The sequence below is a fragment of the Thermonema sp. genome (assembly GCF_026003375.1).
Taxonomy (GTDB): domain Bacteria; phylum Bacteroidota; class Bacteroidia; order Cytophagales; family Thermonemataceae; genus Thermonema; species Thermonema rossianum.
In genome coordinates, this window is record NZ_BPHD01000001.1 from 299,613 (window position 1) to 322,167 (window position 22,555).

At 49.6% G+C, this 22,555-nt stretch carries 21 protein-coding genes; 11 read left to right on the forward strand and 10 right to left on the reverse strand.

The window, feature by feature from the left end; all coding sequences use genetic code 11:
* Window positions 1–18 precede the first annotated feature (18 nt).
* Window positions 19–720 carry a DUF2490 domain-containing protein gene (locus tag QVE43_RS01330; protein WP_288003950.1) on the forward strand — a complete coding sequence of 234 codons (702 nt, stop codon included), beginning with the start codon at window positions 19–21 and terminating at the stop codon, window positions 718–720.
* A gap of 233 nt (window positions 721–953) precedes the next feature.
* Here the strand turns inward: QVE43_RS01330 and QVE43_RS01335 are convergent, their stop codons facing one another.
* The 5 genes from QVE43_RS01335 to argS form a co-directional block, all read right to left on the reverse strand.
* On the reverse strand, window positions 954–1,088 hold the full coding sequence (locus tag QVE43_RS01335; RefSeq protein WP_262509236.1) for a hypothetical protein: 135 nt from the start codon (window positions 1,086–1,088) through the stop codon (window positions 954–956).
* Window positions 1,089–1,200: 112 nt separating this feature from the next.
* Window positions 1,201–1,596 carry a hypothetical protein gene (locus QVE43_RS01340; RefSeq protein ID WP_288003952.1) on the reverse strand — a complete coding sequence of 132 codons (396 nt, stop codon included), beginning with the start codon at window positions 1,594–1,596 and terminating at the stop codon, window positions 1,201–1,203.
* Complete coding sequence (gene menA, locus QVE43_RS01345; protein WP_038029657.1) at window positions 1,557–2,471, reverse strand: 1,4-dihydroxy-2-naphthoate octaprenyltransferase; 915 nt, start codon at window positions 2,469–2,471, stop codon at window positions 1,557–1,559. Before menA ends, QVE43_RS01340 begins: the two co-directional genes overlap by 40 nt.
* 103 nt (window positions 2,472–2,574) lie before the next feature.
* Window positions 2,575–3,150 carry a glutathione peroxidase gene (locus tag QVE43_RS01350; protein ID WP_288003953.1) on the reverse strand — a complete coding sequence of 192 codons (576 nt, stop codon included), beginning with the start codon at window positions 3,148–3,150 and terminating at the stop codon, window positions 2,575–2,577.
* Window positions 3,151–3,162: 12 nt separating this feature from the next.
* Window positions 3,163–4,959, reverse strand: coding sequence for an arginine--tRNA ligase (argS, locus tag QVE43_RS01355; RefSeq protein ID WP_288003954.1), 1,797 nt, complete (start codon window positions 4,957–4,959; stop codon window positions 3,163–3,165).
* Between the two features lie 162 nt (window positions 4,960–5,121).
* Between argS and QVE43_RS01360 the strand changes: the two genes are divergently transcribed.
* A complete protein-coding gene (locus QVE43_RS01360; RefSeq protein ID WP_288003955.1) occupies window positions 5,122–5,691 on the forward strand; it encodes a GNAT family N-acetyltransferase in 570 nt (189 codons plus the stop codon).
* Here the strand turns inward: QVE43_RS01360 and QVE43_RS01365 are convergent.
* Window positions 5,680–5,910 (reverse strand): hypothetical protein, encoded by a 231-nt coding sequence (locus QVE43_RS01365; RefSeq protein WP_157630048.1) that lies wholly within the window; start codon window positions 5,908–5,910, stop codon window positions 5,680–5,682. The genes QVE43_RS01360 and QVE43_RS01365 overlap by 12 nt on opposite strands.
* A gap of 173 nt (window positions 5,911–6,083) precedes the next feature.
* Here QVE43_RS01365 and QVE43_RS01370 point away from each other — a divergent pair, with 173 nt between their 5' ends.
* The 3 genes from QVE43_RS01370 to QVE43_RS01380 all read left to right on the forward strand — a co-directional run bounded on the left by QVE43_RS01370 (window position 6,084) and on the right by QVE43_RS01380 (window position 9,068).
* The gene (locus tag QVE43_RS01370; RefSeq protein WP_288003956.1) at window positions 6,084–8,057 is read left to right on the forward strand and encodes a sodium-dependent transporter; all 1,974 of its coding nucleotides are present in this window, start codon (window positions 6,084–6,086) and stop codon (window positions 8,055–8,057) included.
* A 12-nt stretch (window positions 8,058–8,069) separates the two neighbouring features.
* Window positions 8,070–8,213 carry a hypothetical protein gene (locus QVE43_RS01375; RefSeq protein ID WP_288003957.1) on the forward strand — a complete coding sequence of 48 codons (144 nt, stop codon included), beginning with the start codon at window positions 8,070–8,072 and terminating at the stop codon, window positions 8,211–8,213.
* A gap of 78 nt (window positions 8,214–8,291) precedes the next feature.
* Window positions 8,292–9,068: a patatin-like phospholipase family protein gene (locus tag QVE43_RS01380; protein WP_288003958.1), complete on the forward strand. Its 777-nt coding sequence runs from the start codon at window positions 8,292–8,294 to the stop codon at window positions 9,066–9,068.
* Here QVE43_RS01380 and QVE43_RS01385 read toward each other — a convergent pair.
* A complete protein-coding gene (locus tag QVE43_RS01385) occupies window positions 9,057–11,105 on the reverse strand; it encodes a M3 family metallopeptidase (protein WP_288003959.1) in 2,049 nt (682 codons plus the stop codon). The genes QVE43_RS01380 and QVE43_RS01385 overlap by 12 nt on opposite strands.
* A gap of 154 nt (window positions 11,106–11,259) precedes the next feature.
* On the opposite strand from QVE43_RS01385, the gene QVE43_RS01390 reads away from it, so the two are divergent.
* Entirely contained in the window at window positions 11,260–12,180 is a 921-nt protein-coding gene (locus tag QVE43_RS01390) for a DUF5655 domain-containing protein (RefSeq protein WP_288003960.1), read from the forward strand.
* Window positions 12,181–12,295: 115 nt separating this feature from the next.
* Here QVE43_RS01390 and sdaAA read toward each other — a convergent pair whose 3' ends face one another.
* The 3 genes from sdaAA to QVE43_RS01405 all read right to left on the reverse strand — a co-directional run bounded on the left by sdaAA (window position 12,296) and on the right by QVE43_RS01405 (window position 15,740).
* On the reverse strand, window positions 12,296–13,210 hold the full coding sequence (sdaAA, locus tag QVE43_RS01395; protein ID WP_288003961.1) for an L-serine ammonia-lyase, iron-sulfur-dependent, subunit alpha: 915 nt from the start codon (window positions 13,208–13,210) through the stop codon (window positions 12,296–12,298).
* A gap of 66 nt (window positions 13,211–13,276) precedes the next feature.
* Window positions 13,277–14,938: a M1 family metallopeptidase gene (locus QVE43_RS01400; RefSeq protein ID WP_288003962.1), complete on the reverse strand. Its 1,662-nt coding sequence runs from the start codon at window positions 14,936–14,938 to the stop codon at window positions 13,277–13,279.
* A 34-nt stretch (window positions 14,939–14,972) separates the two neighbouring features.
* Window positions 14,973–15,740: a class I SAM-dependent methyltransferase gene (locus QVE43_RS01405; protein ID WP_288003963.1), complete on the reverse strand. Its 768-nt coding sequence runs from the start codon at window positions 15,738–15,740 to the stop codon at window positions 14,973–14,975.
* Here QVE43_RS01405 and prmC point away from each other — a divergent pair.
* The 5 genes from prmC to arsB all read left to right on the forward strand — a co-directional run bounded on the left by prmC (window position 15,706) and on the right by arsB (window position 22,527).
* Window positions 15,706–16,668, forward strand: coding sequence for a peptide chain release factor N(5)-glutamine methyltransferase (gene prmC / locus QVE43_RS01410; protein WP_288003964.1), 963 nt, complete (start codon window positions 15,706–15,708; stop codon window positions 16,666–16,668). The two genes, QVE43_RS01405 and prmC, sit on opposite strands and share 35 nt — an antisense overlap.
* Window positions 16,669–16,736: 68 nt before the next feature.
* Window positions 16,737–17,993 (forward strand): U32 family peptidase, encoded by a 1,257-nt coding sequence (locus QVE43_RS01415; protein WP_288003965.1) that lies wholly within the window; start codon window positions 16,737–16,739, stop codon window positions 17,991–17,993.
* Between the two features lie 6 nt (window positions 17,994–17,999).
* Window positions 18,000–18,236 (forward strand): ferredoxin, encoded by a 237-nt coding sequence (locus QVE43_RS01420; RefSeq protein ID WP_038029676.1) that lies wholly within the window; start codon window positions 18,000–18,002, stop codon window positions 18,234–18,236.
* 381 nt (window positions 18,237–18,617) lie between these two features.
* Window positions 18,618–21,206 carry a zinc-dependent metalloprotease gene (locus tag QVE43_RS01425; protein ID WP_288003966.1) on the forward strand — a complete coding sequence of 863 codons (2,589 nt, stop codon included), beginning with the start codon at window positions 18,618–18,620 and terminating at the stop codon, window positions 21,204–21,206.
* Between the two features lie 250 nt (window positions 21,207–21,456).
* Entirely contained in the window at window positions 21,457–22,527 is a 1,071-nt protein-coding gene (gene arsB, locus QVE43_RS01430; protein ID WP_288003967.1) for an ACR3 family arsenite efflux transporter, read from the forward strand.
* The last annotated feature ends 28 nt before the right edge of the window (window positions 22,528–22,555 follow it).

The window sequence follows — 22,555 nt, forward strand, 5'->3', positions numbered from 1 at the left end:
CAAAAAATATCAATAATTATGAAACAAAATGTATTGAAAAACACTTTTTTACTCTTTTTTGCCTGTCTGACTGTGACACAAGCACAGGTAAAAGAGCGGCAAAACGGCTGGCTTATGGCTTTCGGGCGCTATGCGCTGAATGAACATTGGGACCTGCACGCCGAAACACAGCTGCGCTATTATGAAATAGCCGGCTATCCTTTTCAGCACTTGTTTCGTGGTGAGTTGTTGCGTAAGGTGAACGACAATTTGACCATAGGCGCGGGATATACTTATATCGAAGAGTTTCCTTACGATGAAGTGGGGGCACCGGAGAAGAGCTTCGAGCATAACATGTTTGAAGATATTTTCTTTGCCCACCCTCTGGGAGCGCTGAAAGCCATGCACCGCTACCGTATAGAGCAACGTTGGACGCACAGAATATCCGATACAAACGCTTCTTTTTCCAACCGCTTTCGCTATGCTTTGACGTTGCAATATCCTTTGCCGAAAAGCAAGTGGTTTTTCAGCGTTATGGATGAAATTTTTATCCACACCTTTAAGGGCGGGGACTTGTTCAACCAAAACTGGGCTTGGGCAGGTATTGGGCGCAAAATGAGTGAGCACTTAACCATAGAGGCGGGCTATCTCAATCAGTATATATCCATGCCTTGGCGCAACGACTTTACGGCTGCCAGCAACCACACAATACGCATGGTGCTCGCCTATCGTATCAAATAATCAATTAATACAATGTGACCGGTGCAGGTATTTCATAAAAAGACGCTTGCGCCGGTTTTTTGCTTGTCGAAACAATGAAGGGAGTGGCTTTGAAACCTGGAGAAAAGCGTTGTCTGAAAGGCGGCTTTTGCTTGTTTTTCTATTGAAAAAGCCGGAAGCGAGAAGGAAAGAGGGACGCTTTATTTAATAAAAAAGCTCTCTTGCAAAAGCAGAGAGCTGTAATACGACATCCATTAACTTAACCATGCTGCCAGCAAAAGCATCAACAGCAGGATGGCCATCAGCAAAGGACGGTCTTTTTTCTTGGCTTTGCCCCAAACAACCGGATCCAAGCTGTATTTGTAACGTTTTTCATATAGTGTCTTCATAGCCACCTCCTCTTTTTTGTTATCCCTCTGTTAATTTTGTGTTAACTTAATGTTAAGTGTAATTACGAATGTAAGCAATAATACGTAAAAATGCAACAAAGGATACAAAAAATTAGTTTACCATTTTTACGGCATAGCCACTGACTTTGTATCCATAGTACTGCGTATTGACAAAGAGCGTATAATCTACGTCTATGACTGCATCGGCGCCCAGTTTGCGGGCTTTTTCTGCCAGCTGATAAATCAGTATTTCCTTTTCGGTCATATTATAGCCTTTGGGCATTTGCCCGTATTTTTCCAGCAGGTCTTCCCTTAGCCCCCTGTTGCCGGTATTGGGGCGGGTGTCGCTTAGCTCAACAAGCTCAATAATACGGTAAGGCTTGGTGAGTGTTTCGCCCTTGTAATGCACGGGGATAGGATAGGGGGCTTGTTGTCGTATGGGCAGCATACAGCCGGGCAGCCAAAGTATTAGCCCCAGAAAGCACCAACGGTAAACAACAAGGCGCAAAGAAAGGTGCTGAGGGCGAGTTGCTTGAGAAAGGGATCCAAGTGGGAAGGTTCCGGTGTGTTCCATACTTTTTTTAAATGAATGATGAATAAAGGATAAGTCAGCAAAAATATAAACTGTTGTGGAGATTCCGGCAGCATGACTGCCGAAAGCAACATACCCAGCATGCCGCCCACGATGAGAAAAGCGTGGTAACGGCGCGCTGCCGCGTAGCCCATGCGCACGGGCAGCGAATATTTGCCGGCCAGGCGGTCGCTTTCCATATCGCGCATGTTGTTAAGATTCAGTACGCCCACCGACCAAAAGCCGATGGCCGCCGCTGCCCCCCATATGACGCCATGCAGGCGGCCGGTAAACAAAAAATAAGTGCCGCCTACGGCAATGAGTCCGAAAAAAAGCCATACGCTCAAATCGCCCAGCCCTAAGTAACCATAAGGGCGTTTGCCCATGGTGTAGTTGATGGCCGCTATTATGGCAAGCAGTCCTATGCCCAGAAGGGTAAAGAAAGCGCGGTAATTGGGATTTGTGCCGCTAAAAAAAGCCAGATAGAGTAAATAGATGCCACTGCCGAAGGCTGCCAAGCCGGTAAGTATGACTGCCCGCCACATAGCCCGCCGGCTGATGGCACCACTTTGCACGGCTCTTTGGGGCCCCCGGCGGTGCGAAGAGTCGGCACCGTGTTGGCTGTCGCCCAAGTCATTGGCAAAGTTGGAAAGCACCTGCAGGAGCAGGGCGGTAAGTAATGCCCAAATGAAGATATCGGAGCGAAAAGCGCCCATCCGGGCAGCCAGTGCACTGCCCGTAAGAATGCCGGCAGAAGCAAGAGGAAGGGTGCGCAGACGGGCAGCATATAACCAAGAACGCCACTGTTTCATGAAGGGAAGTGTTTTTTGTTTACGACAATAAAAAAAAACAACAGAGGCACAAAGATAAGCCTGTGCCTCTGTTGTATGCAAGGTGAGAAAAAACAGAGTTTTTTTATTCACCTATAGCTGCCAGCACTTCTTCATCCATAGGGTTGACCGCCGAACCGAAGAACTTTACCAGCTCGCCATTTTCGTTGATGAGGTATTTGCAGAAGTTCCAGGTAGGCTCTTGGTCATTCCAGCCGTTTTCCTCTTTGTGCGTCAGCCAGTAATAGACGGGGTGTTGCCCTTCGCCTTTCTTTACATTTACTTTCGAAAACATCTGAAAAGTAACGCCATAGTTTTTTTGGCAGAAGGCAGCGATTTCTTCTTCATTGCCCGGCTCTTGCCCGCCGAATTGGTTGCAGGGAAAGCCCAACACCACCACCTTGTCGCCATATTTTTCGTGGAAAGCCTGCAGGTCTTCATACTGCGGCGTATAGCCACATTTCGAGGCGGTATTTACGATAAGCACCTTTTTGCCTTTCAGCTGCGAAAACTTAAAAGGCTTGCCGTCGATGGTGGTGGCTTCTAAATCATAAAAAGAGCTTTTGGCTTGTGTCATAGCTTCTTGTGGTTTGGATTTGATGGTGGTGGCGCCCCAGCAGGCTGCCAAGAACACCAATAAAAGACTGAGTATTTTTCCCATAGTTGTGTTGTTTTACATGCGTTCGGGCACTTCTATACCTAATAACTGCATTCCCTTGCGAATGGTTTGGGCTGTGGCTTGAGAAATTGCCAAACGGAAGCTTGCCGCCTCGCTTGTTTCTGCTTTAAGAATAGAATGGTGTGCATAGAAAGAATTATAAAGGCGGGTGAGCTCGTAAATATATTGTGCCAATACCGAAGGCGCATAAGTGCGTGCCGCTTCATCCAGCTTTTCGGGAAACTGTGTCAAGGTAAACACCAGCTGCTCTTCCTGTTCGCTTAAAGCATGATTTTCAGGGAAGGCAGCTTTGATTTGGCTTTCCCCGGCTTTGCGAAGCACCGAACAGATGCGGGCGTGGGTGTACTGTATGAAAGGCGCTGCATCGCCTTCAAAGTCAATGGATTCTTGCGGGTTGAAGAGCATGCGTTTTTTGGGGTCCACACGCACAAGGAAATACTTCAAGGCACCCAGACCAATGATTTCGTAGAGTTTGTTCAGCTCATCGGGCGTGAAGCTGTCGAGCATATCGCTGTTTTTGAGCTTCTCTTCGGTGATTTGGCGGGCAATGTCAATCACTTCTGCCACCAGGTCATCGGCATCTACAACCGTGCCTTCGCGCGATTTCATCTTGCCGGAGGGCAAATCAACCATGCCATAAGACAAATGGAAGAGGCCGTCGGCATAGGGACGCCCCAAGCGCTTCAAAATGGCAAAGAGCACTTTGAAATGATAATCCTGCTCGTTGCCCACCACATAAATCATGCGTTGCATGTGGTGCTCTTGGTAGCGTTTTTCGGCAGTGCCCAGGTCTTGAGTAATATAGACGGAGGTGCCGTCGCCACGAAGCAATAATTTTTGGTCCAATCCTTCATCGGAGAGGTCAACCCATACCGAGCCGTCTTCTTTTTTGAAGAAGATACCTTTTTGCAGCCCTTCTTCTACAATGTCTTTGCCCAGCAGGTAGGTGTCTGACTCATAATAAACCGAATCGAAGCTGACACCTATTTTGCGGTAGGTTTCGTCGAAGCCATCGAGCACCCACCGGTTCATCTTTTCCCAGAGGGCGCGCACTTCGGGGTTGCCGGCTTCCCATTGGCGCAGCATCTCTTGTGCTTCCTTCATCAAAGGCGCTTCTTTTTCGGCTTCTTCCTTGCTCATGCCTTGTTCCATGAGCGCTTTGACCTGCTCGCGGTAGTGTTTTTCAAACACCACATAATAATGCCCTACCAGGTGGTCGCCTTTGATGCCGCTGCTTTCGGGCGTTTCGCCCTTGCCAAAGCGTTGGTAGGCAAGCATGGATTTGCATATGTGGATGCCGCGGTCGTTGATGATTTGTGTTTTGTGCACGTCGTAGCCGTTGGCTTCGAGTATGGTAGCCATGGAGTAGCCCAAGAAGTTGTTGCGCAAGTGCCCCAGGTGCAAAGGCTTGTTGGTGTTGGGCGAAGAGTATTCTACTACCACCTTCTCTTGTTTGCTGTGGCGGGTATTGTTGGGGAAGGCTTCCAGCCAGCGGCTGTAATCGGCCAAGGCATGGACAAACACCTCGTTGCTCAGCTCTATGTTCAAAAAGCCCTTGACTACATTGAATGCACGCACGAGCGGGCTATTGCTTTGCAGCCATTCGCCAATGGCTTGGGCTATTTCTTCGGGTTTGCGTCGAAGGGTTTTGGTAAGGGGAAAGGTAACAAAGGTATAAGTACCTTTGAACTCTTTACGCGTAGGTTGCAGACTCACAGCCGCCGTTTCGGTGTCGAACAGCTCGCGAATAGCCGTGCTGATTGCGTTCTCTAATTGTGCTTGTACGTTCATTCTCTTAGTTTGCTTTGAGTCTTGTGATACACTTTATTCCGGACAAAATTAGAAAATATGCGTTTGGAATGGATAAAAAACTTGTATTTTTCTACCTTGAAGCCTGCCATATACGGTCAGAATAAAGCAATGAAAAGTATAAAGTATAGAAAGCCCGGAAAAATGAATGAATGGGATATCCTTCCTTTAGAGGCTTGTTTGCACGAACACCACCGGCTAACAAGCTGGCAGCGTCTTTGTGAAGACACCTATCGCGCTACCTACCTGCCGGCATTTCCCGAAACAGATATTGAAGCATACATTGCCCGCCATTTTCAGGAAGAGGCGCTTTTGCAATGGGCACGTTCAGACAAACATAAAGGCTGGCTGGCTTGCCATGAAGGCGAGGTGGTGGGCTATGTGTTGCTGCACTTGGGTGTAGCGCCCGGCGGGCAAGACGACCGGCAGCAGATATGCCTGGATAAATTCTATGTGTCGGTGGCGTACCAGGGGCGTGGCGTGGCCGCCGCTTTATGGCAGCAGGTGCTGGACTATGTAAGGCAGGAGGGCTACAAGCGCTTGTGGTTGATTACATGGCGTGAGAATGGGCGTGCCATCCGTTTTTATGAGAAAGCAGGCTTTCGCATAGCCGGCAGTTATCCTTTCCGTCTGGGTGAGCGCACCTACTGCGATCATTTGATGGTCTTTGAGGTGGAGGAAGCCCGGCAAAATAAACACAGGCTAAGTGGCTGATTTCAAACAACAATATTCTACTTCTTCTACCAAACGCAGCAAGCTTTCCATCTGTTTGCGCAAATATTCGTTGTGCATACGCTGCGCTTTCTGTGCATAGCTTTTTTGCTGTTCTCTTGAAAAAAGGAGCTGGCGAAGCATGAGCGTATCGCAGCGTTCCAACTGCTCTTGATGGAGATAAAGTTGAGCCAAAAGGCGAAAAGCATTCGTCTTTTTCATTTGAAAGAAATTAAGTCTCTTGTTTTCAGTAAAATAAACCATTAAAAACAACTACAAATAAAACATTTTATTTTTCACAAACTAAGAATAAGTAATAAAAATCTTGTTTTCGTTGCCTATCATACTTATCTTTCGACGCTAAAAGTGAAAATGGGTTTAAATCATCAGTGTATATGAGTGATACAACTACTTTGAATAAGCAAGAATCTTGGGGCTCGCGTGTCGGCTTAATTTTGGCGATGGCCGGCAATGCCGTTGGTTTGGGTAACTTTCTGCGCTTTCCGGTGCAGGCAGTGCAAAATGGTGGCGGCGCCTTTATTATCCCCTATATCGTTTGTTTCCTTTTGATGGGCATTCCCATGTTGTGGATTGAATGGGCAACCGGCCGTTTTGGCGGCCGCTATGGCAACCACTCTACGCCCTTCATCCTGGACAAAATGACCAAAAGCAACTTCTGGAAATACTTCGGGGTGTTCGGCATCTTTACCAACATAGGGGTGGCGGCTTATTACTGCTACATTGAGTCGTGGACCATGGCTTATGTGTACCATTCCATCATGCAGACTTTTTCGGCCAAAACACAAGCCGAAGTAGCCGCCTTCTTCAATAGTTATGTCGATGTGGCTTATTCGACCACCGGCATTCCTTTTGAAGCGGTTATTTTTTACATCGTATGTTTGGCGCTGAATACTTACATTCTTTCGCGTGGTTTGAGCGGCGGGGTAGAAAAGGTGGCCAAGATAGGCATGCCCTTGCTGATTCTGTTTGGTGTTTTTCTGGCAGTGCGTGGCCTGACCTTGGGTGATTCGGGTGCCCCTGCCGGCTGTGCAGACTGCAATGCCTATTTGGGGCTGAATTTCTTATGGGAACCTAAGTTTGAATCGATTCTTGACCCGAAGGTGTGGCTGGCAGCCGCCGGGCAAATATTTTTCACCCTCTCGGTAGGAATGGGTACCATTCAGTGCTATGCTTCTTATGTGAAGTCGCGCGATGATATTGCCTTGAATGCCATGTCGGCCGGTTTTATGAACGGCTTCGTGGAGATTGTCTTGGGGGCTTCTATCGTTATCCCCATTGCCGTGGGCTACTTGGGCTTGGACTGGGTGTTGGATAATGCCGGCTTTTCAATGGCATTCCAAACGATGCCCTATTTGTTTGCCCAATGGGGGCCGTTCCTGGCAACCATGGCCGGCGTCATGTGGTTTGGCTTGCTTTTCTTTGCGGGCATCACTTCTTCTTTGGCCATGGGCACTCCTTGGATGGGCTTCATGCGCGACGAATTTAATTGGAGCCGCGAAAAAGCAGCTTGGTCTTTTGGCGTGGTGACCCTTGTCATGGGCTTGCCTACGGTGTTCTTCTATCAGCAAGGAGTATTCGATGAGTATGATTATTGGGCAGGCACCGTGTCCTTGGTGATATTTGCCTTGGCTGAATCGCTCATTTTTGCTTGGTTGTTTGGCATGCGTCGTGGCTGGCGTGAAATCAATTTAGGTGCCGATATACAGGTGCCTACTTTCTACAAGCCGGTGTTGAAGTATGTAACCCCTTCGCTTTTGCTGGTGGTATTCCTGAGTGCTTTGGTAACGCCGAAGGGAAATGACTGGGAAGCTGCCTTTTCGGGCAAGTGGGAGTTGGACGCAAGCAGCATCATCGGTAAGATTCAGCACAAGGGCATTGTTGCCAATCGCGCTTATTTTTCCGATGTGCTGGAGTCGGAAGTAGAGGGTGTAGTTTTCAATATTGGACGTACGGCACGCCGCAACCGCCATTTGGTGGAAATCGCTCAGCAAAAAACTTTCTATCGCTCACCTGCCGGTGTACGTCTTTATGAAGGGGAAGAAGCAGTAGATAAATCCTTGCTATTCGATTCTTTGGTGGTGGTAAAGGCTTATCGCATTGCCCCGGATAAAGAGCTGCTTGTAAAGGTAGGTGACAAGGTGGAAGTAGGCACGCCCATAGCCAAAGGCGGCTTTGTGAACGATATATTTTACATAGATATGGCGCGCTTGCTGCTGATGGGGCTGTTTATCGGCATCTGCGTGCTGGTATATGCAGCGACCAAAAAGCGCGAGCGTGAAGGAAAAACCGGGGACGAGATAGTGGACGAGACTTACCCGGGCGATGATTATGATGTTAAAAACTCTTAAAAGACACGAGCCATGACAACAAGTGCACTGATTACGATGATTACCGTTCAGGGAAGCGTCACCCTGGTGACGGCATACCTCTTCTGGCGGGTATTGACCACCCCGCCGAAGCCGGAGCCGGACTCTTTTGCCGACAACGACGATGTACCGCGTTAAAGCATACATTGGGCTGCCTGCAAGGCAGCCTTTTTGTATTATTCTTAGTTGTTTTTCTACTTATTCCCGAAAAGAAACATGGCAAAAAAGAAAAAAACACGCATAGGCATTTGCTTGAGTGGTGGCGGAGCACGTGGCATTGCCCATGTGGGAGTGTTGCAGGCTTTGTTTGAGCGAGGCATGGCACCGGAAAGCGTGTCCGGTGCAAGCATGGGGGCTATAGTGGGCGCTTTCTATGCCGCAGGCTACGACCCGGACGACATCAAACGGCTGGTAGATGACACCAGCCTGTTGAATCTTTTTTCTTTTTCGTTGCCGGGCAGTGGCTTGTCAGAGCTGAGCTATCTGCGTAAACTGATGAAGCGCTTTTTGCCCGGGCGTTTTGAGGAGCTGGAGCGTCCTTTCGCCGTGTCGGTCTCGAATTTGAACACAGGACGTGCCGAATTCATATCGGAGGGGAGCTTGCACGAAGCCGTAGAGGCTTCTGCTTCTATCCCTATTTTGTTTAAGCCTGTGAAAATAGGGGATTACTTCTATGTGGATGGCGGTATGCTGAACAACCTGCCTGTGGAGCCCCTGCTCGACGATTGCTTCCCGGTCATAGGGGTGAATGTGAATCCTTTGCAGGTATTACCCGATGAGTCTTGGACGATGCTTTCGGTAGGGGAGCGCTGCTTCGATTTGATTGTGTGGCAGAACGTACAGGAGAACCTGAGAAAATGCGATGTGGTAATAGAACCGCCGGGGCTGTCGGAATACAATATCTTTGCCTTTCAAAAAGCCGGCTTCTTTTACGAAGCCGGCTATGAAGCTGCTTTGCGGGTGATGCCCCATTTGCGGGGGTTACTCCAGTAAGCCGGCGCGGCGCAGCAGCGGCTCTACCGATGGTTCATGCCCCCGGAACTCTTTGTACAATTCCATGGGATGACGCGAGCCGCCGGCTGCCAACAGGCGGCGGAAAGCAAGCCCGGTTTGCCTGTCGAAGATGCCTTTTTCCCGGAAAAGGGCAAAAGCATCGGCATCGAGCACCTCTGCCCATTTGTAACTGTAATAACCGGCAGAATAACCGCCTGAAAATATGTGAGAGAAGGCAGTGCTGATGGCGGTGCCTTCTACCGGTGGCAACAAATCGACCGGGGTGAGCACTTCTCTTTCAAAGTCTTCCAGCTTATCGAACACGGGCGGCTGCTCTACGGCATGCCATGCCATGTCGAGGTAGCCGAAGCCCAGTTGGCGCAGTGTCTGATAACCTTCCATAAACTTGCCCAGCGCTTTGATTTTTTCGACATATTCCATGGGAAGCAGTTCGCCGCTTTCATAATGTTTGGCGAAAAGTGCCAGGCATTCGGCTTCGTAGCACCAGTTTTCCATGATTTGCGAAGGCAATTCCACGAAATCCCAGTACACATTGGTGCCGGACAAGCTTTCGTAGGTCACGTCGGAAAGCAGGGCATGCAGGGCGTGCCCGAACTCATGGAACAAGGTAGTTACTTCATTAAAGGTAAGCAGCGAGGGCTTGCCTTGGGTCGGGCGTGTAAAATTGCACACAATAGACACCAAAGGCGAAATACGCTTGCCGTCTTCTTTGTACTGTTCACGGAAAGTAGTCATCCAGGCACCGCTGCGCTTGCCTTCGCGCGGATGGAAGTCAGTATATAGCAGCCCCAGGTGGGTGCCATCGGCATCCACTACTTCATATACTTCCACTTCTTCATGATACACGGGGATATCGTTTCGTTTTTGAAAGCGGATACCATAGAGACGCCCGGCTACTTCAAAAGCGCCACTAAGCACTTGCGGCAGGGGGAAGTAGGGCTTCAGTAAGTCGTCATCTATTTCGAAGCGGTGTTTTTTCAGTTTTTCGGCATAAAATGAAATATCCCAACGTTGCAGCTGCCCTTCAAAGCCCAGCGATTCGGCATATTTTTCCAGTTCGCTCATTTGCCGTATGGCTACGGGCTTGGCTTTTTGTGCCAGCTCGTCGAGGAAAGCCTGCACACGGGCGGGATTTTGTGCCATACGCTCTTCCAGCACAAAGTGGGCATGGGTAGGGTAGCCCAGCAATTGGGCGCGCTGCGCACGCAATTCGGCGATGCGGCGTGCTATTTCCACATTGTTGTGTTCGTTGTTACGATAGGCACGCGACGCATAGGCACGGTATAGCTTTTCACGCAGGTCGCGCCGTTCGGCATATTGCATGAAAGGCATAAAGCTGGGTGCCTGCAAGGTGATGACCCATTTGCCGGGCATGTTGCGTTTCTCTGCTTCTTGGCGTGCAGCCTCTACTGCCCATTCGGGCAAGCCTGCCAGTTCTTCTTCTAATTCCAGCACCAAAATAAAATCGTTGGTTTCTTTCAGCACGTTCTCACCGAACTGCACCGATAGGCGGGCTTTTTCTTCGTCTATTTGGCGCAGTGTGGCTTTGTCCGCTTCGGAGAGCAGCGCCCCGTTGCGTACAAACTGGCGATAGGTTTGCGTAAGCAACATTTGCTGCTCGGCAGTAAGTTGGCTTTTGTCGCAGTGTTCCCACACATGGCGTATGCGCGCAAAGAGTTGCTCGTGCAGCATGATGTCGTTGGAATAAGCGGCCAGCAAAGGGCTTGCTTCACGGGCTACGGCCTGCAGAGCATCGTTGGTTTCCGCACTGTTCAGATTAAACAAAATGGAGGCAATGCGGTTCACCTGCTTGCCGGCACGCTCCAGGGCTTCTATGGTGTTGGCAAAATCGGGCGTTGCCGGGTTCTGCGCAATGGCGTCAATTTCTGCTTTGGCTCGCTCTATTGCCTCTTGCAAGGCGGGCAAGTAATGTTCTGTTTGTATGGCAGGAAAATCGGGGGCTGCAAAAGGATGCTCACTTTCAACAAGTAAAGGGTTGTGGATGTCTGTTTTCATAGGGTTTGTTTTTTGCAATCTTTGTAAATTCGTAGTTTTAAAAAGAACCTTTGCTGAAAAGATAACAAAATAAGGTGTAAAAAAGACCACATGCTTTTAAAAAGCAAGCAGGGCTGTTTTTAACCGGCAATTAAATCACGAAAAATTTAAGAGCATGCGCATTTATCAAGAACAAAGCGGGCAATTGGTTGCCATCAAAGAAGTGCCCTTTCAGCTGGAAAAGGAAATTCAGACGCTGACAGAAGCCAACCTAAAGCAGGTTTTTAAGCTCGAACTCGTTAAGTCTGAGTTCAGTATTCAAAATTTCCGTATCGATACTTTGGCTTTCGACAGAGAGACGAGGGCTTTTGTGATTATAGAATACAAACGCGACAAAAATTTCAGCGTCATAGACCAAGGGTATGCTTATTTGGCATTGATGCTAAACAACAAAGCCGATTTTATTCTTGAATACAATGAACAGATGAGTGATGCACTGAAACGCGAGGATGTAGATTGGTCCCAGTCCCGTGTGATTTTTGTGGCACCATCATTTACTGCTTATCAAAAGGAAGCCATTAACTTTAAAGACTTGCCCATAGAACTATGGGAAATCAGGCGGTTTACCAATAACATGGTTCTATATAACCGGGTGCAGGCTTATGGGGCACACGAAAGTATCCAAACCATAAGTAAGCAGAATAAAGAGATGGAGGTGGTAAGCAAGCAGGTAAAAGTGTTTACAGAAGAAGAACTCTTGCTCAAAGCCAATCCAAGTGATGAAATCCGGGAGCTCTACGAAAAGATGAAGAATGCGATTCTAAATCTTGGTGATATTGAAGTAAAGCCCCGTAAGCATTACATTGCCTTTGTGGGGGCAAACAATATTGTGGATGTGGCTGTGCAACAGAAAGCCATAAAAATGTGGTTGAATCTGTCGAAAGGAGAGTTGGACGACCCCAAAGGAATTGGCCGCGATGTGTCTGCCACCGGTCATTGGGGCAATGGGGACTACGAGATTAAAATAACTACCGACGAGGATTTAGAATATATTTTGAGCCTCGTTAAGCAATCCTTAAAAAAGAACGGGAAATAAGTGCTTCCGCATAAGCAAGCTTGACACACGCCATGATGCCAAGCCATTAAGTTATAAAAGCAGAGGAGGGGCAGCCGTTTTTTGCCGCTACCACACCTCTGCTTTTTGCAATGTACTATTGGTTTTCTTGCTGCTCTTCATCATCCAGTATTTCTATATCCTGCACAAGCACCTTTTGAGCGATGGCAAGCCCGGTGGGGGTGGTTGCCAAGCCCCCTTGGGCAGTTTCTTTATAGCGGCTTTCCATGCTTTGCCCTACTTCGCCCATTGCCATCACGCACTCGTCCACGGGCACCACACCACTCATGCCTGCAATAGACAGCTGTGCCGAAGAGTACGCAATGGCAGCCGCACTTGCATTACGCACCACGCAGGGCATCTCTACCAGCCCGGCAATGGGGTCGCATACTAAGCCCAGCATGCACTGTATGGTGATGCCCACGGCATTGAATACCTGTTCGGTGCTACCCCCCAGGGCATACACGATGGCGCCCGCGCCCATGGCGGCCGCCGTGCCTGTTTCGGCCTGGCAGCCGCCCACGGCACCTGCAATGCCCGCTTTCTTTTCGATGATAAGGGCAATGCCTGCTGCCACCAGCATGCTTTCGAGAATCACTTGTTCGGGCAGACGGTGTATCTCTTGCAGGGTATAGAGCACCGCAGGCATGATGCCCGAAGCACCGGCCGTAGGGGCTGCCACAATACGCCCCATGCAAGAGTTTACCTCTTTGGCGGCCACGGCACGTGCCACCAGCTTTTGAAACTCGGGCGAAAGTACCGTAATAGGGCTGTTGTACACTTTTTTGCCCCCGTTGTCAATCATGCCCGAGCGGGAGCGCATGTCTTCGGTCAAGCCTGTTTCTATGGCTTCGCACATGACTTGGTAGGCTTTGCGCATGTGCGCCCATATCTCTTCTTCGGTACGGTTGCGTAGTTCTATTTCGTAGCGCAACACAGGCTCGTATAATTTGCATGTTTGCTTTTGGCAGAATTGAGCCCACTCTTTAAAAGAATCGAATTGTATGGTCATAAGGTCATAGCTTAAAGATGAAAGATGCTTCTTTTAACTTAACAACAACAAAGGGCACGACATAGGTCAATTATCGTAGCTTTCTTTTATGTCCACCAGGAAATGATGAGTGTCGAAAATCAAGTCTTCTTTCTTGACTTGGTGGGGCAGGGGCAGGCTTTGCCATTGGGTGGTTACGTGCAGCCGGCGGGTCTCACCGGGCCACGATACCACAAAAGGCATCTCGAAGCCGGGTGCGTCGGCTTTCCAGCGATAGTGCAGCTGCCCGCGCAGCACGCGGTATTCAAACACCGGAATATCGGGGTATTCAAGGTATTGTTTAAAAAAGAGCGTATAATCCCCGTTCAGCTGTTGAGAGAAGAAGCGGACAAAGGTGGGGGTGTCAACGGTCTTATAACCGAACTCTTGCAGCACAGCCCGTATGGCGCGGAACCACAGTTTGTCGTTGGCCACCACATGGCGCAGCGTTTGCAGCATCAAAGCGCCCTTGAAATAAATGTCACCGGGCGGGTCGGCATGCACGCCCCGTGGCGCCAGCATGGGCGCTTGGTTTTGTATGAGCGGGCGGTAGCCTGCCAAATAAGCATCGCCGGCATCTTTGCCCCACATGCATTCCACATACAGGGCTTCGCTGTAGGTGCACCAGCTTTCGTGCAGCCACATGTCGGCATGGTCGTCGCAGCTCAACAGGTTGCCCCAGTACTCATGCCCCGATTCGTGGATGATGATAAAATCGAAGCGCTCGCCTATATGGGTGGCGGTGCTGAGGCTGTGCCCACGGTAGCCGTTCCGGTAACCGTTGCCATAGGCAATGGCACTCTGGTGTTCCATGCCCAAATAGGGCGACTCTACCAGCTTGTAGCCGTCGCGCCAGAAGGGGTATTTGCCGAAGTACTCTTCATAGCAGCGAAGCATGGGCTTTACTTGTGCGAATTGTTTTTTAGCTTTCTCTTCATTGCCGGGCAATACAAAATAATCCAGCCGGAGGCTTTGCCCGTCGTCGCTGGTGTATTCGTCCTGCCAATGCACATAAGGCGCCACATACAGCGTGACGTTGTAATTGTTGATGGGGTAGGTTACGCGCCAATGAAAACGCACGAAGCCGTCCTGAAGGGTGTCGCTGCCCGCGAACTGCCCGTTGCCCACTGCCCATACACCTTGAGGCACTTCGTAGTGCAGGCGCACGCTGTCCGGCTCGTCCGACAGGTGGTCTTTGTTGGGGTACCATATATGCGCCCCCACACCTTCGCAGGCAACCCCTATCCATGGCTTATCCTGATGGCTTTTCCACACAAAGCCCCCATCCCACGGGGCGTTGCGGGCTTCTTGTGGTTTGCCTTCGTAGTACACCGTAATACTGCTTTGGGTGCCCGCTTTGATACGCTTGGGAAAGCGGACGTACACCGCTTGCGCTTCTCTCTCAAAAGAAAGCGCCTTGCCTTGCCACTCGATGCGCCGGATGGCGAGGTTGGCAGCCAGGTCTATTTGCATTTCTTTGAAAGTGCGGGTAGCGGTGAAATAAATGGTATTGCTGCCGCTGATGCTTTTGCTTTCGGGCATAATACGCAAAGACAAGTCATAATGGTGCACGTCGTAGCAACTGCGCAGGGGCGTGAGGGTGCCCAAAAGGGAGTCGGCACGGCTGTAGCTTTCTTTCTGCGCAAAGCCGGGCAGCGTCGCAAAAAAACAAGTTATGGCAATAAGCATTCGAAAAGGATGCATCTTCATAATCGCACTGGTTTTGACTTTTTCGTGTAAAGAGCTATGGTTTTATGGCAATATACAGAATTTCGTTGGCGGGAAGTGCAAAGCGGCGCACTTCACCGGGCGGCAGTGTTTTTACAAACTCATCTGCCTTTACCCGGAATCCTGCATTTTCCAAACGTTGAGGGTAGTCGCGCCCATACTGCCGCACATGGTCGTTTTGCCCGTAGTACTTTTCGCGCTCTTCGGGGCTTTGTATGGAGGGGTCCTCGAAGGTGTGTTCCAGTTCGTAGTTGATAGGCACCTGAAGCAGTGCCCAGCCCCCCGGGCGCAAGATACGGTACAACTCGCGCAATGCCTGCTGCTCGTCGTCGATGTGCTCCAGCACGTGATTACAGAACACGATATCGAAGCTGTTGTCTTCAAGGGGCATCTGCCGGATGTCCATCTTGATGTCTGCCCATGGCGATTCAAGGTCGGCGGTGTAATACTCCAGCTGTGGCAGCTGCTTGAAACGCTCTACAAAGCAAGCTTCGGGGGCTATGTGCAATACTTTGTGGGGGGCGGTGAAAAAGTCTGTTTCTCTTTGCAGGTACAGCCACATGAGGCGGTGCCGTTCCAACGATTGACACTTTGGACAGAGGGCATTTTCACGCATTTGTATTCTGCCATAAGGGAGCATCTTGCGCCATCTGCTTTCGCAAATAGGGCATTCATAGCGCTTGCCCCGGTACCAAAGGCTCACCAAAGGAAAAACAAGAGGAACGGCTTTTTGAAGCCATGGGCGAGGAATGAAGCGTAAACTCCAGCGTATGAGTGCTTTCATGAAAAGAATGATGTTTAAAGGGTACTTGCAAAGCTACAAAATTGATACCTTTGCCGGAAAAATGCCTGTTAAACCTTATAAAGAATGGGAAGCGCTTTTGCTTGACCGCCTGCGGGCAGTATATGCCCTTCCCGAAGCGCAGGTGGTTGCGCGCTGGTTGCTTGAGAAACGCGCGGGTGCCGCTAATCATCAACGCTTGTTGAATGCCCCCTTGGCACTGAGCGAAGAGGTGCTTCGGCAGCTGCGGCAAGATGTGGAGCGCCTTTTGCAACATGAGCCGGTGCAGTATGTATTGGGCGAAGCTTACTTTTACGGCATGCGTTTCGAAGTAAGTCCCGCTGTTTTGATTCCCCGCCGCGAAACCGAAGAGTTGGTGGAATGGGTGCTGCAGTCGGTTGCTTCACAGCAGTCTTTACGGCTGCTTGATATCGGCACCGGCAGCGGGTGCATTGCCATTGCTTTGAAAAAGCACCTGCCCGCTGCCGAGGTGCACGCTTGGGATGTGTCACCGGAAGCTCTTGCACAAGCCGCACGCAATGCTGTCCTTCACCATGTGGAAATCCGGTTTTCGCACAAGGATATTCTTGTAGAAGCTGCAGCTTCTGCTCATGAGGACCAATGGGGGATAATTGTGAGCAACCCACCGTATATCCCTCAAAAAGAAAAAGCAGATATGCAGCGCAATGTGACGGACTACGAGCCTGCTACGGCGCTTTTTGTTGACGATAACCGTCCTTTGTTGTTTTATGAGGCTATTGCGCAATATGCCCTGCAGACGCTGGCGCCCGGGGGGCTTTTGTTTTTCGAAATACACGAAGACTACGGCGAAGCCTGCAAACATATGCTTGAGCTGCATGGCTTTGCGGAGGTCGTATTGCGCCACGATATGCAAGGCAAAAACCGCATGATTCGCGCTTGCAAACCATAGTGCCCTTGTTGTGCTTTCCTTTATGAATGCGTAAATTTGCATGCTAAAACAAAAACGGATAAGCAATCATGGCTCAAATGGAACTGATGGCGCCGGCGGGAAGCTTCGAGGCTATTGCCTCGGCAGTGAAGGCAGGAGCAAACTCTATTTACTTTGGTATTGAGCAGCTCAACATGCGGGCGCGCTCCAGCATTAATTTCACTTTGGAAGATTTGCCCAAAATCGTAGATATGACCGCCTCGAAAGGCGTGAAATCATATATTACGCTGAATACCATTATTTATGACCACGACCTGCGCCTCATGCGCGAAATCGTAGATGCCTCGAAAGCCGCAGGTGTAAGTGCCATCATCGCATCCGACCATGCGGTGATGAACTACTGCCGCCGCATAGGTATGCCCGTGCATATCTCTACACAAGCCAACATCACCAACATCGAGACCGTAGAGTTTTACTCTGCCTACGCAGACGTGATGGTAATGGCGCGTGAGCTGAGCTTGAAGCAGGTAGCCGACATCGTGCGGGAAATAGAGCGCCGTCAGATAACGGGTCCTTCGGGTGAGCTGGTGCGTGTGGAAATCTTCGGGCATGGTGCTTTGTGTATGGCCGTTTCAGGCAAATGTTATCTCAGTTTGCACTCTCACAATGCTTCGGCCAACCGCGGGGCTTGCATTCAGAACTGCCGCCGCAGCTACATCGTTATCGACAAAGAAGAAGGGCATGAGCTGGAGATAGACAATGAGTATATTATGTCTGCCAAGGACTTGTGCACCATCGATTTCTTGGATAAAATCATTGAAGCGGGGGTGAGCGTGCTTAAAATAGAAGGACGTGGACGCTCTGCCGATTATGTGTATGTAACCACCCGTTGCTACCGCGAGGCCATCGACAGCATTGCCGAGGGAACCTATACGCCCGAAAAAATTGCGGCTTGGAAAGAGCGTTTGGCAACAGTGTATAACCGTGGGTTCTGGGACGGCTATTACTTGGGGCGCAAGCTGGGCGAATGGAGTAAAGAATATGGCTCGGCAGCTACCAAGCGCAAAATCTATTTGGGGCGCGGACGCAAATACTTCGACCGCATCGGTGTGGCTGAGTTTGAAATGGAAACGCACAGCCTGCGCGTAGGCGATGAAATCATGATTACGGGACCTACTACCGGTTTTATACAAACCAAGGTGGAGGAGCTTCGTGTAGATGACCGCCCCGTTGAAGAAGTGAAGAAAGGGGATATTTTTTCTGTGAAGGTGCCCGAAAAAGTGCGACCTTCCGACAAGCTGTATAAGGTGGTAGAGGTGCCGCAAAATGCACAAGCAGAAGCCTAAGATTTGATGAAGAAGAAATATAGAGTCATACAATACCGCCAAAAATGCATCGGCTGCAATGCCTGTGTGGAAGTAGCACCGGAGCGCTGGCGTATGTCCAAAAAAGACGGCAAGTCGGTGTTGCTGGGGGCGCAAGAAAAGAAAGGCATTTTTTCGGTGCTTATCCATGAAGAAGAACTGGAAGCCAACCGTTTGGCTGCCGAATACTGCCCGGTGAACATCATCCGCATATTGGATACCTGATGGTTGGCATTGCCCGCTTGACAAAGCAGCACAGCGGCTTATCCATAACCACAAGGCGCCTTAATTATGACACAGGGCGCCTTGCTGTTTTTAGCTGATTTCATAAACGTGCGTGTGTTTTCTTTTTTTGCCGAACAAGTGCAGCGAGACATCTCTTCAAGCTAAGAACAAAACACAGAAGAAATTTCCCGCTTGCGCTCGAAATGACAAGGGGCAGGATGCGCGCAAGAGCAAAGCTTGGTTTATCACCGGCAGCAGCCATTGTCTGTGGTGTTGCCGTACGTTTGTCTGCCATTTGCTGTATTTTTACCTTTTGTAAAATTTTATCGGCTTGGTATCGTTATTTCAAAAAATAATTCATTTAAAAAAACGCTTCATAAGATGAAACACCTTTGGATACCCCTCCTTGCGTTAGGGCTTTTGATGGGGCAGCCCCACACAAGCCATGCACAGCTCTTTGGCAAGAAAAAGAAAGCCAAAACACAACAGCAAAGCAACCCCCAAGAAAAAAAGAAAAAGAGCATTGAAGACATCACGGCCAAATGTACAGCCTACGACGGTCTGTTTAAGCTCTATCAAAACAAAGAAGACGGCACGGTGTATATGCTCATCGAAGCACCTCAGCTGGACAAAGAGTATATTTATTTCAGCCATGTGGTGGACGGTGCCGTGCCCGCCGGCAGCTTCCGCGGCGCTTTTCGTGGCAATGCTATCTTTTCAGTGCGTCGCCACTTCGACCGCATCGAGTTTATCAATAAAAACACTTCTTTCTACTTTGATCCCGCCAATCCTTTGAGCCGCGCCGCACATGCCAACATCAGCGATGCCGTGCTGGTGAGTGTAAAGATAGAAGCCGCCGATGAAAAGCAAGGGCGCTATTTGATAAAGGCAGATGAAGTGTTTTTGGCAGAGCACTTCAATCCTGTCAAGCCCAATTATCCGCCCAACTACAAGGGCTTTAAGTTGGGCAACCTGAGCAAAGACAAAACCAAATTCGTAGCTCTGAAGAATTATCCTGCCAATACCGATGTGGTGGTGGAGTATGTGTTCGATAATGCCAACCCCGAAGGGGGCGCAGAAGAACTGGCAGACAGCCGCTTTGTGAGCATTTTCTTTCAGCACACCCTCATAGAGATGCCACAAAACGATTTCGTACCCGTATTGGACGACCCGCGTGTGGGCTATTTCACCACCCAAGTAAACGACATGACCACCACTGAGGCAGTGAACTACCGTGACTTGGTGCACAAATGGCATTTGAAAAAGAAAGACCCCAATGCCGAACTCTCCGAGCCGGTAGAGCCTATTGTCTTTTGGATTGAAAATACCACACCGCATGAGTTTCGCGACATCATACGCCAAGCCGGCTTGCGCTGGAACGAAGCCTTCGAAAAAGCAGGCTTTAAAAATGCCGTTGAAATACGCGTGCAGCCCGACACCGCCGATTGGGATGCCGGCGACATCCGCTACAACGTCTTGCGCTGGACCTCTTCGCCCACCCCGCCTTTCGGCGGCTATGGTCCCAGCTTCGTAAACCCGCGAACGGGGCAAATATTAGGTGCCGACATCATGCTGGAATTTGTATTCTTTACCAACCGCTTGCGCCAGCAAGAAGCCTTCGACGTGGCCGGCATTAGCCAGTGGTTGCAAAGCAAGGAAGCATGGCTGGAGAAACACCCGCACGCCTGCGAAGCTTCTTATTATATGCATCAGGCAGCCCTGTTTGGCGTAACCACGCTAAGTCTTACCGGCGCCTCGGAGACCGAAATCAAAGAATACGTCGAAAATGCGCTGTATTATCTGGTATTGCATGAAATGGGGCACACCTTGGGCTTGAACCACAACATGAAAGCAAGCCAATTGCATATGCCCGACAAAATACATGATAAGCAACTCACCGAGCAAATAGGCTTGACGGCATCGGTGATGGATTACCCCACTGCCAACCTGGCACTGGACAAAGAAAGACAGGGGCAGTTCTTTACCACCAAGCCCGGTCCTTATGATTTGTGGGCTATTGAGTTTGCCTATGGCAACCTGGAAGAGCCCGAAGCAGAGGCGCAACGCCGTCAGAAGCTGCTGGCCCGCTCTACCGAGCATGAGCTTATGTTTGGCAATGATGCCGACGACATGCGTGCGCCGGGCAGAGGCATAGACCCCCGCGTGATGATTTATGACTTGTCGGGCGATGTGGTGACTTATTCCATGCAGCGCTTGGAGCTTTGCCGCCGTTTGTTGAACAACCTGCTGGACCGCTATCGTCAAGCACATGAAAACGAATCTTATCAGCTGTTGCGCAATCAATACTTGATTATCACCACTGAAATGGCGCATGCAGCCAACAACTTGTCGCGCTATGTAGGGGGCGTGTATGTAGAACGTGCTTTCGTGGGGCAGAAGGGGGCTACTCAGCCCTTCAAGCCGGTAGAGCGGGAAAAGCAAAAGCAGGCTATGCGTAATCTGGAGCGTTATGTGTTTGCGCCTAATGCCTTCAATGCCCCTTCTACCTTGTATGCCCACTTGCAAATGCAGCGCCGTGGCTTCAACTTCTTCGGCAACAATGAAGACCCCGAAATCCACACCCGTGTATTGAATATTCAACAAACCGTATTGGCTCACTTGCTGCATAGCAATACCTTGACCCGTATTGTGGACAGTGAGCTTTACGGTAACGACTATTCTTTGGGCGAAATGATGACCGACCTGACCAATGCCATCTTCATGGCAGACCTGAACGGAAAAGTAAACACCTTCCGCCGCAACCTTCAGGTAGAATACGTGAACCGTTTGCTGCAGGTAGCCGGCTTGCACAAAGGACAGCCATACCCGCATGTGGTGCGCGAAATGGCTTTCTATGAGCTACAACGCATCAAAGACTTGATGAAACGCAATGCAGGCACCGATGTGGCAACCAAAGCACACCGCAGCTATTTGGTGTTTTTGATAGAAAAAGCAGAACAAGAAGACTAATATAACTGCCGCTCACCGCAAAAGCCTGCTTCTTTGAGAGGCAGGCTTTTTTGCGTTACGAGCATTTTTTAGGTTAATTTCAAATTGTGCTTGGAAGACTTGCGCCCTTTTCGTTTTAAAAAGAAGCGTAATCGTTGGTGGCAATATCACCCCTTGGATTGGCTTTGCATATACAAATGACCGCTGTGGGTTTCTATGTTGCGATAATTTATTAATTATGCGGGCAATTGGTAAATAAAAATGGGGAAATATGAACCGGAAAGTCAAAAAATTAAACTTCCTTGACAGATACCTGACCCTTTGGATCTTTTTGGCAATGGGCGTAGGGGTAGCCATCGGATACTTTTTTCCGGGCGTTGCAGGGCGCATAGAGGCAATGAGTAGTGGCACTACCAATATTCCCATAGCCATCGGCTTGATATTGATGATGTATCCCCCTTTGGCGAAGGTAAATTACGCTCTCTTGCCACAGGTGTTTCGTAACACCCGCCTGCTGCTTATTTCGTTGTTGCTCAACTGGGTGATAGGTCCTTTGTTGATGTTCTTTTTAGCCATAATCTTCCTGCAGGATTATCCTGAATACATGGTCGGGTTGATACTGATAGGTCTGGCGCGCTGTATTGCCATGGTGCTGGTATGGAACGACCTGGCAGAGGGCAGCCGTGAATATGGTGCCGGTTTGGTGGCGCTCAATAGTCTCTTCCAAGTGTTTGCCTATAGCTTTTATGCCTGGATATTCATCACCCTCTTGCCACCGCTTTTGGGTTTTGAAGGAGCCATTGTCGATATATCGATAGCCACTATTGCCGAGAGTGTAGCCATTTATCTGGGTATTCCTTTTGTGATGGGATGGGCAAGCCGTTTTATTTTGGTGCGTCGCATGGGTGAGGAGTGGTATATGAAACGCTTTATTCCTAAGATTTCGCCTCTTACGCTCATTGCACTGCTGTTTACCATAGTGTTGATGTTTTCCTTGAAAGGCGAGCTTATTGTGGAAATACCCAAGGATGTGCTGCTTATTGCCGTTCCTCTGCTTATTTACTTTGTGTTGATGTTTGTGATTGGTTTTTGGATAACCTATCAGTTAAAAGCACCTTACGACAAGGCAGCTTCAGTGGCATTTACGGCAGCGGGTAATAACTTTGAACTGGCCATTGCCGTAGCCATTGCCGTGTTCGGGCTGAACTCGGGCCAAGCCTTTGCCGGTGTGATAGGTCCTTTGGTGGAAGTGCCGGCGCTTATTTTGTTGGTGCGCTTGGCTCACTACATTCGTCGTCGCTATTATGCTTCTCAAAAAGAAGAGGCAAAAACAGAAGGGTAAAAAAACAAACAATGAAGCCCCTCGCAAA